Raw genomic sequence first — 12,894 nt, 5'->3', positions numbered from 1 at the left:
AATAAACTCTTTAATTTATTCTCTCTCCAATATTCTAAAATTTTTTTCTGTTGAATACCGAATAATTTCTCTTTTAATTTATTCATATATTGTTCCCAACCTAGAACTCTATTTTGAGCAATTGGCACTGATATAATTGGAATCCCAGCCATCTTTAAAGCTATTTTTCTAGCAATATCTTTACTTAGATATTGATCTTTCTTGGCTCGCCAATTTGGTCGCAGTGGAAGTAGTTCACGGTATGTTCGGCATTATTGCCTTCTTTGTAACACTGGACCAGCGGCTCATAGCTGTCAGGATAAGTGTAAATGTAGGTAAAAGTGCGATCGGTTTCTGCACCATTTTTCCCCTTGTGGATTTCCTGCACCAAGTGTGAACCGTCCCAGATAAATTGCGTGTGGCATTGTTTTTCGCCTTGCTTGTTCAGCTTGGATTTCGCAATCCGTCTACCCAGTGGGTCATAATCATACACCCAACTTTCAGTTGGTGTAACGGTAACGTGTGAGTTTAGCTATCTTTCCTTGTTGGTTTGCTGCAATACCCTATCTAACGTATCCCTTAATTTCATTATATAAAATGAATTGCAAAGATGTAATATAATCTCATATATAATGAATGCATTTAAAACCAACCGCACTTTCTCAATGAATAAAAATCTTATTAACCCTATTACTTGTCGTACTGGCGTTATTTTCCCTCTCTTGGGGCGCTTTGCCATTCCGATTGACAACGTAGTACAAAGCTTAATGGGCAATAACACCAGTGATGTAAAAAACAACATCATTTTCAACCTACGATTACCGCGCATTCTTGCCCCATTTTAGTCGGTTCTGCGCTTGCGGTGGCTGGGGCAACATTCCAAGGGATTTTCCGCAATCCGTTGGTATCACCAGATTTACTGGGCGTTTCCGGTGGTGCTTGTGTTGGTGCGGCTGTTGCCATTTTATTAGGTTTGGGGTTATTTGCTATTCAAGGTTTGGCGTTTGTAGGCGGATTGATAGCTGTGCTAATGACCATGAGCTTGCCGAAACTGGTACGACGCGATTCCACGATTATTCTGGTGCTTTTCGGGATTATCATTTCCGGCTTTATGATGGCTTGCCTTGGCTTAATTAAATATCTTGCTGATCCGGAAACTCAACTTGCCGATATCGTGTATTGGCAAATGGGGAGTTTGACCAAAGTGGATTACAAAAATCTGAGCCTGCTTTCACCGATGATTTTGCTGACTACCATCGCGTTATTAATGATGCGTTGGCGCATTAACGTGTTGTCATTACTCGCTTATTTAAAATAACGAAACAACCGTACTTGAAAAAGTGCGGTTGTTTTTTATTTATAGCCAGCCAAAGCCAGACTATAAAAATCATAGGCTATGCGTAATTCAAGATCTCATGCGTAGCGTGCATCTTAAATGTAATACTAAAATCATAAAATTGAATGATACTCTATGAAACTCTACGAGACAATAAAACAAACAAAAAGGCTATAAATATTTGATTTTATATGATGAATGGAACTTTATGATACTTTATGAAAGGAAAAGATGGTGCGACCGGCTGGACTCGAACCAGTGACCCCCACCATGTCAAGGTGGTGCTCTAACCAACTGAGCTACGGTCGCAAATTGCGTGCGATAATATCTAGCTTTTTGTATTAACACAAGCTTTTTATCGTATTTGTTGACTGAATGCAAAAAAAATATACAAAAAAACGGGATTTTCCTTTTGGTGTTTGGGTTTACCATGCTTCAATGACAAGTCATTTCATAAAATACCTCTTTTTGATTAATGTAATCAATTTCATCCATCGTTTTTTCAAATCATTTTTATTGATTTAAATCATATATTTAGATTTCGTTTTTCGTCAAAATCGCGCTGCTATTTTTACTTTTCTAACATTGGAGCACAAAGGATGAAAAAATTTGCACTTAAAGTCGCCGTCATTGCGATTGCCGGTTATTTAGGCGTTGTTGGATATATCCATCAATATGATAAAGGACAGTCAGAAAAATTACTTGCTGAGGGTAATTACTCTGCCGAACAACAGAAAGTTGCCAAAATTTTGTTTGATAATGGTTGCCAGTATTGTCATACCTCGAATGCTGATTTGCCTTTCTACGCTAACCTTCCCTTCACAGATGCTATCTTAAGCCATGATATTGAATCAGGTAAACGCGTCTTTTTATTAAATAAATTACTGGATGGCTTAAAAGATCCGAGTAAATTATCTGAAGTGGATTTAGCAAAACTTGAACGTGTGATTGAAAATAACGAAATGCCGGTAGCTAAATTCCGCCATATTCACTGGGGAAGTCGCCCTGATGACAGTGAGAAAACCACGTTATTAAATTGGATTCGTGAGCAACGCAAGGCCTTTTTGCCGGCAAATACGCAAGGCGCCAATCCCCACAATCTGATCCAACCAATTCCCGATGCTATTATGACCGATCCTGCCAAAGTAGAACTTGGTCGCAAACTCTTTATGGATGACCGCCTCTCTGCAGATAGCACCGTTCAATGCCACAGCTGTCACCAGCTTGACAAAGGTGGGGTTGACCGCTTAGATGTCTCCACCGGTATTGACGGTAAAAAAGGGGGTATCAATGCGCCAACCGTATTTAATGCCGCATTTAACTTTGTTCAATTCTGGGATGGTCGCGCAATCGATCTTGCCGCACAAGCGGGAGGACCACCAATTAATCCGGTCGAAATGGGCAGCCATTCATGGGATGACATTGTAGCGAAATTTAAACAGGATGAAGAATTCCAAAAAGAATTCTTGAAAGTGTATCCTGAAGTGAGCCAAGCGACATTAACTCACGCTATCGGTGAATATGAAAAAACCTTGATCACCCCAAATAGCGATTTTGACCGCTACTTAAAAGGCGATAAAACCGCATTAAATGAGCAGCAATTAAAAGGCTACGAATTGTTTAAGAAACATAAATGCGACACCTGCCATACCGGTGTGAATATGGGCGGCCAATCTTATGAATACATGGGTATTTACGGCGATTACTTCAAAGATCGCGGCACACCAATCACGGAAGCCGATCAAGGTCGTTTCTCACAAACCAAGGATCCATATGATATGCATCGCTTTAAAGTACCGTCATTGCGTAATATCGCATTAACTGCGCCTTATATGCACGATGCTTCTGCAAAAGACTTGAAAGAAGCTGTTCGTATCATGCTGAAATATCAAAGCAATGTGGCGAAACCGCAACAACAAGACATTGATGACATTACGTCTTTCTTAGAAAGTCTTAATGGTGAGTTTGAAGGTAAGAAATTGCAATAATCGCCATCAATAAAAAGTGCGGTGGATTTTCAACACGTTTTTAAACGTCGTAAAAATTCACCGCACTTTTTTAGAATCGTAGCGTGCAACTTGTTGCACGAAATCGTGAATGCCCGAAAGGGTTAAATATCGTTTCGTGCGTAATTTGGTCGTGCATCAAGATGCACGCTACGAACTGTTACATTCTTTTATTTGATATGTCATAGAAATAAAGGAGAGAATGTGCTGTAAAGCGACATTCTCTCTCGCATTGATTAATAAAATAACTTAGGCAGTTGTCGCACGTTTCGCAATTTCTTCATCACGTAAAACACGACGTAAAATTTTGCCCACGTTGGTTTTCGGCAATTCCTCACGGAACTCAATGTCTTTTGGAATTTTATAGCCGGTTAAATATTTGCGGCAATGTTGTCGCAACTCATCACGGGTTAAACTGTCCTCTTTCTTCACAACGAAGAGTTTGATGGTTTCCCCTGACACGTCATTTGGCACGCCGATTGCCGCCACTTCAGCCACTTTATTGTTTAACATTGCCACATCCTCGATTTCATTCGGATACACGTTAAAACCGGACACCAAAATCATGTCTTTTTTGCGATCCACAATGCGTAAGCTGTAACTTTCATCCATGATCACAATATCACCGGTTGCCATCCAACCGTCTTTGATCACTTCTGCGGTGGCTTCCGGGCGTTGCCAATAACCTTGCATCACCTGTTCGCCTTTCACCCACAACTCCCCGGCTTCACCGAGAGCGGCTTCAGAGCCGTCTTCTTTCACAATGCGAATGTCTGTATTCGGCACCGGCACACCAATACTGCCGTTATGCTTCACTACATTCACCGGGCATGCTGCAATTAGCGGAGAGCATTCCGTCATGCCGTAACCTTCAATAATGTTACAACCGGTCAATTCATGCCAACGAGTGGCAACGGATTGGTGAATCGCCATGCCGCCGCCCACGGAAAGTTTTAAGGCAGAGAAATTTACGTTCTTCAACTCGTCATTGTTTAACAGGGCGTTAAACAAGGTATTCACGCCGGTAATCGCCACAAACGGATATTTTTTCAGTTCTTTTACAAAACCCGGAATATCACGCGGGTTCGTAATTAATACGGCAGTCACCCCCAATTCAATAAACAGCAAGCAGTTCACGGTGAGGGCAAAAACGTGATACAACGGCAAGGCCAAAATGGCTAATCGTTCACGACTCCGATCGCCCACAAAAGGATAGGCAATCCACTTGGCTTGGAACACATTCACAATAATATTGCCATGCGACAACATCGCGCCTTTCGCGACGCCCGTGGTACCACCGGTGTATTGCAAAAAGGCCAAATCATTGCGTTCTATTTGCGGACGCACATATTGACGATATTTACCGACACTCAACACTTCACGGAACGTGACCGCATTTGGCAACTTATATTTTGGCACGAGTTTCTTCACGTATTTCACTACGAAGTTCACTAATGTGCGTTTACCAAAAGATAACTGATCGCCCATACGGGTCAAAATGACGTGTTTCACAGAGGTGTTGAAAACAATTTTTTCTAACGTAGAAGCAAAGTTAGACACCACCACAATGGCTTTAGCACCACTGTCTTGAAGTTGGTGTTCTAACTCGCGTGGTGTGTAAAGCGGATTCACATTCACCACCACAAGACCCGCGCGTAAAATACCAAACAAGGCGATTGGATATTGCAACAAATTCGGCATCATTAACGCCACACGGTCGCCACGCTCTAACTTCAATTCATTTTGCAAATAGGCTGCAAAAGCACGGCTGCGTTCTTCCAATTTACGAAACGTTAACACTTGCCCCATATTAATATAAGCGGCACGGTCGGGATGTTCGCGAATCGCTTTATCAAACATATCTAAAATCGAATCATATTCTGACGTATCCAATTCACGCTCAGAACCTTCCGGATAATTTTGAAACCAAGGTTTAGTCATGGTGATTCCTAATCTTTTTTCTTTATTTTTATAAAATGAGGCGGAATTCTAATATTCCGCCAAAACTTAATACAAATTATAGCGAAGGCGTGGTTCGGCCCACATAAATCTCGGCGCCCACCAACCGTATGGATAAAACGGCCCGTAATCATACATGTCATCCGGATCGTAATAATATTCTTGTACTAACTTCCAAAGACGATATTGATGGGCTTGCACCACCGGATAGCTGTAATCTGCTTGATCAATTTTGCCCGGCTCTTTGCCGCTTAATACACCAGCAACAGTAATATATTGATCTTTTAAGTTTTCTGGGTCCACAAAGCCGTTTAAGTAGGCAATAAATCGCCCATTGCTGTGGCTATCAATCATCGGTTTTGCAGAGAAATACGCGACAGTTTGATTTAACACTTCCACTTTTGTCTGATTTTTTAATGCGGTAGCGGAAATCACTTTGCCGCCCAAACGCACTTTCACACAACGGCAATCATAATCTTGCGGTTGGATGTTATTTAAATTTAATGCATCAAATTGTTTTGGCTCTAACCCTTGCGGCGCCGACACACAACCGGTTAAAACAAGAGAAAGTGCGGTCAATATTAACCCTATTTTTTTGCTCATTTTAATGCTCCTCTCAAAAGGTGATTAAAATCTATTCTCGCCCCGGCAATTTCTTCCACGTCACTTCATTACGTAAGTAAATCGGTTCAATCTCCAACGGGCTGATGGTCTCGCCGGCAAACCATTTTGGCAATGCCAAATCCAATATATATAAAGCGGAAGGCAAGGTGATCTCTGTCGCTTTACCAAGATTCGCTTCTTTTAACTCAGGATAAGCCGCCCAGCCGGTTCCTGCTAAAACGGCATTTTCATGATGTTGTTGAGCCACTTGCTCAATGACTTTTGACGGGCTACACACCTGCTCGGCAATAACTGGTTGCCAATCTAAAAACTCGCCGAAATATGACCGCACTTTTTGCGCCTGCCATTGGGCGAAATACACTTCATTCATACGGGCATCAATGGCTGTCAGCACATTTTCTGCCTGATATTTCGCATAGGCAGCTTGTGCCATGGCGGCCAAATTGGACACCGGAATCACCGGCAAATCAGCCCCGAAAGCTAGGCCTTGTGCAATGCCTGCACCAATGCGCACACCGGTAAAGCTACCCGGACCACGGCCGAAAACCAAGGCATCCACTTGATGTAGCGTCATGTCTGCTTGTGCCAAAATTTCATCTACCATCGGCAAAATATGTTTGGTGTGTTCGCGCTGTGCAAATTGCGCTAAATGTGTTTTTTCACCACCACGTAACAAAGCAACAGAACAAGCTTCTGTTGCAGTATCTAAAGCTAATAATGTGACATTTTTCATATTTATATTGATTCGTTGTTATCGTCTGTCTTTAACGTTGTTAAGAATTGTACCACTTTGTGCAAATCCCGCGTACGTTTAAAATTCGGCAAACTGCGCAAAAAGGTTTCTCCATAAGGGCGCATCACCAAACGGTTATCGCAAATAATCACAGCACCGCGATCGGTCACATCACGAATTAATCGCCCAACGCCCTGCTTCAAGGTAATCACCGCTTCGGGAATCTGAATATCGTTAAACGGATCGCCGCCCTGCAAACGGCAATCTTCAATGCGTGCTTTCAATAATGGCTCATCAGGTGCAGTAAACGGCAGTTTATCAATAATCACCAGCGACAAGGCATCGCCCCGCACGTCCACGCCCTCCCAAAAACTGGAAGTTGCCACCAGCACGCTGTGCGATTGCGAAATAAATTGTTCCAATAACGTCGTTTTTGCTGTTTCGCCTTGCAATAAAATCGTCAATTCACTGTTTTCACGAAAATAGTCTGCCAGACTGCGCATCATGGCGTAAGACGTGCAAAGCACAAAACAACGGCCTTGGTTGGCTTCGATAATCGGCAGTAACATTTTGCCTAATTGAGTGAACGTGCCACTGTGATTGGTTGCCGGCAGATAACGTGGCACGCAAAGCAAGGATTGCTCTGCATAATTAAAAGGGCTCGGCAGAATTTTCTGCTCCGCATCTTGAATACCTAAACGCTGGCAAAAATGGGCAAAAGTGCCGCCCACTTCCAAGGTGGCAGAAGTGAAAATCCACGCGCATTTTTGTTTCGCCATTTGCTCACCAAACTTATCCGCCACGGTGAGCGGGGTAATATGCAGCCCAAACTGGCGACCGATACACTCAAACCAATAGCAATAGCCCGTGATTTCTGTTTCCGTCAAGCGTTTAAGTAAATTTTGTAACTGCGCAATGCGCTCAAAAATGCTATCTAGCATTTGTGAACGCCCTAAGCACAATTTCACCACTTCGGCAGTAAAATTCAGTTTTTCCAGTAAAAAATCAAAGGCTTTTTTGACCGCACTTTGTTGTAGCATTTGCCGCCAGTTGCCGCGCAAATTGCCTTCACCCAACATTAAACGGAAATCCTGCACGATTTTTAACAGCTGATCCGCCGCCACACCAAGCTGTTTCATGTCTTTCACTTCGGTGCGATAGGTAATTTGAATGTCTTTACATAAATCAAAAAGTTGGCGGGACGTCACCGATTGACCGAAATATTGGCTGGCGATATCAGGCAGTTGATGCGCTTCATCAAACACGATCACCTCTGCATTTGGAATCAATTCACCGAAGCCATTTTCTTTCACTGCCATGTCGGCAAAAAATAAGTGATGATTAACCACCACCAAATCCGCATTCAACGCTTTTTTACGCGCCAATGCCACAAAACAATCCGCATAATTGGGGCAATCACTCCCCAAACAACTTTCTGCCGTGCTGGTGAGTTGAGGCAAAATCGGGCTGTCTTCGGCAATTTCAATGCATTCGGACAAATCGCCGGTCTTCGTGGCGTTGCGCCATTTGCGCACTTTGGATAAATCGTGCAGCACACTACGATCACCCAGCACGCCTTGCGCAATCACCTGTTCCAAACGCTCTAAACATAAATAATTGGCACGCCCTTTGAGCAACGCAATTTTGCCGCTGTACCCGAGGGCTTTTTGAATGGCGGGCAAGTCGCGATTAAACAGCTGATCTTGCAAGTTTTTGGAACCGGTGGAAATGATGGTTTTCTTTTTCGCCAATAACGCCGGCGCCAAATACGCAAAGGTTTTACCCGTGCCCGTGCCGGCTTCCACCACTAACGCCCCTTGCTGTTCAATGGCATTGCCCACCGCCGTCGCCATGTCGACCTGTTCTGCGCGGGGACGAAAGCCCTTGATATGGGCGCTCAATGCACCGTCTGGGGAAAATGCCTTGCTAATTTGTTTTGAATACGCCATTATTTTTCACCTGTTAAAAAGTCGGCACAGTATAGCAGATTTCCCCTCTTTCTGAATCAACAAGGACAAGATGATGAACATTCAATTGCAACAACAGATCACGCCGGAATTGAGTTTATATGCGTATAACGATATTCCTGTTTTACATTTACACCACGCCGTCGGCACCGCAAAAATCGCCTTACAAGGGGCGCATTTATTCAGCTGGCAACCGGCGCACAGCAAGCAAGACGTATTGTGGTTAAGTGACATCGAACCGTTTAAAGCCGGCACGGCAATTCGTGGCGGCATCCCGATTTGCTATCCATGGTTTAATAATGCCGGCACGCCGGCGCATGGCTTCGCTCGCACCAGCCTGTGGCAATTAAGCGACTACGAGATTAGCAGCGACAAAGTGCGGTTGGTTTTTTCGTTATTTTCCAAACACAACATCATCTTGGCTAAAATCGAAATGCTATTCACCGAACATTGCGACCTACGCTTTACTCACTACGGCGAAACCGGCATGGAAAACGTGCAACTGGCGCTACACAGTTATTTCAATATTGGCAACATCGCCAACACGAGTATCGCCAACCTGCCAACAACCTGTTTTAACTCTCTCACTAAATCACAGGAAACCGTACCTTCACCACGCGCCATCAACGAAAACGTGGATTGCATTTATACCGCGCCACAACAGCCAACAGAAATTCACGACCAAACCAACCATCGTACCCTATTCGTAACACATCAAAATGCCAGCGATGTGGTGTTATGGAACCCATGGCACAAAGCCACAAGCAACATGTCAGAAAACGGCTATCAAACCATGGTATGCGTAGAAACCGCGCGAATCCATCGCTACCTTGAGGCGGACGAAACCGTGGCGGTGAGATTGAGTGTGAAATAGTTCAAAGTGCGGTCAGATTTTTAGATGTTTTTCAACACTCAACATCTGATCGCTTGAGCTTTGGCTAAATTCCCTTAAATCCCCTTAGCTCCCTATCAAACCAATTCGTAAAATGTTTTATTTTTAACCTACTTTTCCATTTATTACTGCCGTGTTTGTGAGTAACATAATGGGCGATTCAAAACACATAACCATCCATATAAAAGGAGATTAAATCATGAAAAAATTAATGACTGCGGTCGTTTTCGCTGCTGCGATGACAGCGCCCTTAGCTGCCTCTGCAGCTTCTATGCCAGAAACAGAAAAAGCAATGGCGCAGCAAGCAAATACAAAAGGCATTTGGATCGATGTTCGCTCCGCCGAAGAATTTAATGCAGGCCATTTACAAGATGCGATTAACATTCCGCACGAGCAAATCCTTGACCGCATCCAAGCTGTTAGCCCGGATAAAGATGCACCTATCAACCTCTACTGCCGCAGCGGTCGCCGTGCAGAAGTGGCGTTAAACGCACTGAAAAAAGCAGGTTACACCAACGTTACCAACCATGGCGGTTATGAGGATTTGGTTAAGAAAGGCATGAAATAAGCACGCCTTATTTAAAATAACAATCCCCTAAATTTCTCACAGGAGTATTTAGGGGATTTTTTATAAGTCTATTTGTTTAATCAAGAGGCTCAAAACATATGTCATTAACCATTTTATTAGGAAAATCCTTACTAGGATAATAAGATGGTATGCCGACTGCAATAAATGTATTATCAATCATAATAGCTCCCTTAATTTTCGTCTAAGATAGATTCAATATTATACAACGGCACATTCACCATCCAATCCTGTTCCCGATAATCTGCCATGGAAAAGCGAATAGCCTGTTCGGGCTGAAATAGTTCTACATACACTTTTAAACTTTTCGCTTTCAAATTTTCTTCCGCTTTAACTTCAATCGGAATCACAGCTTGCTTACGTTGCACAATAAAATCGACCTCTGCCGTGCCTTTTTCAGTTGCCCAATAAAACACCGGATTGTCTTGCGTGGCAATCAGCTGTTGCAGGACGTATTGTTCAGTCAATGCGCCTTTAAATTCGCTGAAGATACGGGTACCCTCTAACAGTACACTCGCATCCAAATGACTTTGTGCGGCAAGCAGTCCCACATCTAAGCCATATAATTTAAAGGCATTATCTTGATAAGCGGAAAGAGGCAAATGTGGCTTTTTCACGCGAGGTACAGGATGCACCAAACCGCTGTCTTTTAGACATTGCAGAGCAATTTCATAATCTTTGCTTCTCGCCCCTTTTTGAAGTTGCGAATAGATGAACTTTTTATTTTCTTTGGCAATCTGTTCAGGAATTGAAGCCCAAATTGACCGCACTTTTTGCACCGTGTTGCCATCTGAAATGTGTTTGGAAAAATCTTGCTCATACGCCATCAATAAGTTACGCTGCACTTGGCGAACCTCATTAACATTTTGCGTGTCAACAAATACCTTTACCGCTTCCGGCATACCGCCGACAAAATAATATAAGCGGAGCAAATCAATATAGGTCGTTTTCATGGCGGAAATCAGCGACCAGTCCTTCAGTTCAAGCAATTTCACCAAATCTTGTTTGCCAAGTGCGGTTAGAAATTCGTGAAAATCCATGGGATAAAGCGGTAGAAAGTCCACCTTGCCGACAGGAAATGACGCTTGATGATGTAACGATACGCCCAGTAATGAGCCTGCTGCGATGATATAAAACTGCGGTGCATTTTCATAAAAGTATTTCAGTGATGATAGTGCTTTCGGGACTTCTTGCACTTCATCAAAAATAATCAGGGTATTTTCCGGTTGAATATCGACACCGCTTTCAATTTTCAAACCCAGTATTAAGCGCTCAATATCGTAGTCGCCAGAAAATAACGTTTTCATGCGAGGGTTATTATCAAAGTTGATATACGCCACTTTCTCAAAGGATGTCTCGCCAAAGTATTTCATCGCCCAAGTTTTACCAACCTGCCTTGCCCCTTGAATAATCAATGGTTTACGGTTGGTTTTGTGCTTCCATTTTTCTAAGGATTGGATGATTTTTCGCTGCATAATGTTTCTCAACGTGATGAATTGAATAGATTATAGCGAGCTTTAAACATTTTTTCTAACGAAAAATCTATATAATAAATACTTTTTCCAACGTAAAAATGGAGAAATTTAACATTTATTCAATGTAAAATTTTGATTATCGCCAGCCAAAGCCTAGCTATAAAACCATACGCTATGCGTATATTTGCCCTCTCGTCGCATGCAACTTGTTGCACGGATGATTAACCTCAATACGTAATTCACGATTTCGTGTGTAGCGTGCATCTTGATGCACGATCAACCCACGCACGGAACGTTATTTAACCCTTTCAGGCATTCACAATTTCGTGCAACACGTTGCACGCTACAGAAGAGATGATTAATTGCTTTAGACGGTTTTTGTATGTAACGTCTTGCGGGAGGAAAAATGCCAATGGTAGAGGCTGTTTAACATTAACAACAGCAATCCGCTCCAAATGAAAAAATAGGTTAAATAGGCGGATTCATTCACCGGTGTGTGTAAGAACCAAATGGCGAATAAAAAAAGCAGGCTTGGTTCAAGATAGCTCATCATGGAAAATAAACTCACAGGCAACAATAGACCGGATTTTAGATTGGCAGTCACGGAAACGGCGCTAATTAATCCCAATAATGGCACGAACAACCAATAGCGCGAATCACTGACCAGTAAATCTGTTATATTCGGTTGAAATGCCAAGTAAATAAAGCAGGGAATCGAAATAAAAATAATATCTAACGTTAAGCCTTGCAACGCCGGTGTTTTCATAGCTCGACGGCTTAAATAATACGGTGGATAACCCAAGCAGACCCATAGGCTGGTCCAAGAGAAGGTTTGTGTCGTCCACAACTCATGAGCAACACCCAGTGCGGCTAAAAATAACGCCATTTTTTGTAATAAGGTTAAGCGTTCTTTAAACCATAAATAACCGCCGAATGCCATCACTAAGGGAAATAAAAAGTAGCCCACCGCCACATTCACGCCTTCGCCATTCACCGGTGCCCACATAAATAACCAAAACTGACTACCTGCCAAGGCGCTACCCATTAAAAAGGTTAACCAGCGTTTCCAACTTGCCCCTAATTCATTGCGAATAAAGGTTTTCAAACCGGATAAGCCCATTATGGGTAATAAGATCGCCAATATGGCAAATAATGATCCGATCATACGCAAAACAAAAACATCCGTACCATTTAACGGCAACATCCATGCGCTGAATAAATACATAATGCCAAACAAACTTTGCGAAAAAATACACAGCCACACGCCTTTGGATACCGTTTGCATTGCTCTCCTCCACCCTTAGTTGATTTTGGGGAAATTATACTTAAAGCGCTAA

10 protein-coding genes, 1 tRNA gene and 1 pseudogene are annotated in these 12,894 nt (G+C 42.8%); 4 read left to right on the top strand and 8 right to left on the bottom strand.

From position 1 onward, the window contains the following. Positions 1 to 184 precede the first annotated feature (184 nt). A complete protein-coding gene (locus tag QZ106_RS02700; RefSeq protein WP_295973915.1) occupies positions 185 to 472 on the bottom strand; it encodes a hypothetical protein in 288 nt (95 codons plus the stop codon). A gap of 176 nt (positions 473 to 648) precedes the next feature. On the opposite strand from QZ106_RS02700, the pseudogene QZ106_RS02695 reads away from it, so the two are divergent. Next, a pseudogene (locus tag QZ106_RS02695) lies at positions 649 to 1,279 on the top strand (FecCD family ABC transporter permease); the annotation flags it as partial. Positions 1,280 to 1,547: 268 nt separating this feature from the next. Here the strand turns inward: QZ106_RS02695 and QZ106_RS02690 are convergent. Next, a tRNA-Val gene (locus QZ106_RS02690) sits at positions 1,548 to 1,624 on the bottom strand. Between the two features lie 290 nt (positions 1,625 to 1,914). Here QZ106_RS02690 and QZ106_RS02685 point away from each other — a divergent pair. Further along, positions 1,915 to 3,303, top strand: coding sequence for a cytochrome c peroxidase (locus QZ106_RS02685; protein ID WP_295973912.1), 1,389 nt, complete (start codon positions 1,915 to 1,917; stop codon positions 3,301 to 3,303). A gap of 267 nt (positions 3,304 to 3,570) precedes the next feature. On the opposite strand, the gene fadD is transcribed toward QZ106_RS02685, so the two are convergent. From fadD to QZ106_RS02665, 4 genes are all read right to left on the bottom strand, one after another. Further along, on the bottom strand, positions 3,571 to 5,262 hold the full coding sequence (gene fadD, locus QZ106_RS02680; RefSeq protein ID WP_295973909.1) for a long-chain-fatty-acid--CoA ligase FadD: 1,692 nt from the start codon (positions 5,260 to 5,262) through the stop codon (positions 3,571 to 3,573). A gap of 66 nt (positions 5,263 to 5,328) precedes the next feature. After that, entirely contained in the window at positions 5,329 to 5,883 is a 555-nt protein-coding gene (locus QZ106_RS02675) for a Slp family lipoprotein (protein ID WP_295973907.1), read from the bottom strand. Positions 5,884 to 5,914: 31 nt separating this feature from the next. Further along, complete coding sequence (gene tsaB, locus QZ106_RS02670) at positions 5,915 to 6,637, bottom strand: tRNA (adenosine(37)-N6)-threonylcarbamoyltransferase complex dimerization subunit type 1 TsaB (protein WP_295973904.1); 723 nt, start codon at positions 6,635 to 6,637, stop codon at positions 5,915 to 5,917. A 2-nt stretch (positions 6,638 to 6,639) separates the two neighbouring features. Beyond that, positions 6,640 to 8,586, bottom strand: a complete 1,947-nt coding sequence (locus QZ106_RS02665) for an ATP-dependent DNA helicase (protein WP_295973900.1) — start codon at positions 8,584 to 8,586, stop codon at positions 6,640 to 6,642. Between the two features lie 70 nt (positions 8,587 to 8,656). On the opposite strand from QZ106_RS02665, the gene QZ106_RS02660 reads away from it, so the two are divergent. Together QZ106_RS02660 and QZ106_RS02655 are read left to right on the top strand one after the other, a co-directional pair. Further along, a complete protein-coding gene (locus QZ106_RS02660) occupies positions 8,657 to 9,478 on the top strand; it encodes a D-hexose-6-phosphate mutarotase (RefSeq protein WP_295973898.1) in 822 nt (273 codons plus the stop codon). Positions 9,479 to 9,695: 217 nt separating this feature from the next. Beyond that, a complete protein-coding gene (locus QZ106_RS02655) occupies positions 9,696 to 10,064 on the top strand; it encodes a rhodanese-like domain-containing protein (protein ID WP_295973895.1) in 369 nt (122 codons plus the stop codon). A 191-nt stretch (positions 10,065 to 10,255) separates the two neighbouring features. On the opposite strand, the gene QZ106_RS02650 is transcribed toward QZ106_RS02655, so the two are convergent. Both QZ106_RS02650 and QZ106_RS02645 read right to left on the bottom strand, forming a co-directional pair. Then, positions 10,256 to 11,557, bottom strand: a complete 1,302-nt coding sequence (locus QZ106_RS02650) for an ATP-binding protein (RefSeq protein WP_295973893.1) — start codon at positions 11,555 to 11,557, stop codon at positions 10,256 to 10,258. Between the two features lie 367 nt (positions 11,558 to 11,924). Next, the gene (locus QZ106_RS02645) at positions 11,925 to 12,842 is read right to left on the bottom strand and encodes an EamA family transporter (protein ID WP_295973891.1); all 918 of its coding nucleotides are present in this window, start codon (positions 12,840 to 12,842) and stop codon (positions 11,925 to 11,927) included. Between the last annotated feature and the right edge of the window lie 52 nt (positions 12,843 to 12,894).

This window comes from uncultured Aggregatibacter sp. (genome assembly GCF_901873365.1).
Classification (GTDB): Bacteria; Pseudomonadota; Gammaproteobacteria; order Enterobacterales; family Pasteurellaceae; genus Aggregatibacter.
The sequence above is the reverse complement of the archived record's forward strand: the minus strand, read 5'-3'. Positions and strand labels throughout refer to the sequence as shown.

Excerpts from the sequence above, each read along its gene's own strand:
- QZ106_RS02685 (WP_295973912.1), top strand. The coding sequence starts at position 1,915 with ATGAAAAAATTTGCACTTAAAGTCGCCGTCATTGCGATTGCCGGTTAT.
- fadD (WP_295973909.1), bottom strand. The coding sequence starts at position 5,262 with ATGACTAAACCTTGGTTTCAAAATTATCCGGAAGGTTCTGAGCGTGAA.
- QZ106_RS02675 (WP_295973907.1), bottom strand. The coding sequence starts at position 5,883 with ATGAGCAAAAAAATAGGGTTAATATTGACCGCACTTTCTCTTGTTTTA.
- tsaB (WP_295973904.1), bottom strand. The coding sequence starts at position 6,637 with ATGAAAAATGTCACATTATTAGCTTTAGATACTGCAACAGAAGCTTGT.
- QZ106_RS02665 (WP_295973900.1), bottom strand. The coding sequence starts at position 8,586 with ATGGCGTATTCAAAACAAATTAGCAAGGCATTTTCCCCAGACGGTGCA.
- QZ106_RS02660 (WP_295973898.1), top strand. The coding sequence starts at position 8,657 with ATGATGAACATTCAATTGCAACAACAGATCACGCCGGAATTGAGTTTA.
- QZ106_RS02655 (WP_295973895.1), top strand. The coding sequence starts at position 9,696 with ATGAAAAAATTAATGACTGCGGTCGTTTTCGCTGCTGCGATGACAGCG.
- QZ106_RS02650 (WP_295973893.1), bottom strand. The coding sequence starts at position 11,557 with ATGCAGCGAAAAATCATCCAATCCTTAGAAAAATGGAAGCACAAAACC.
- QZ106_RS02645 (WP_295973891.1), bottom strand. The coding sequence starts at position 12,842 with ATGCAAACGGTATCCAAAGGCGTGTGGCTGTGTATTTTTTCGCAAAGT.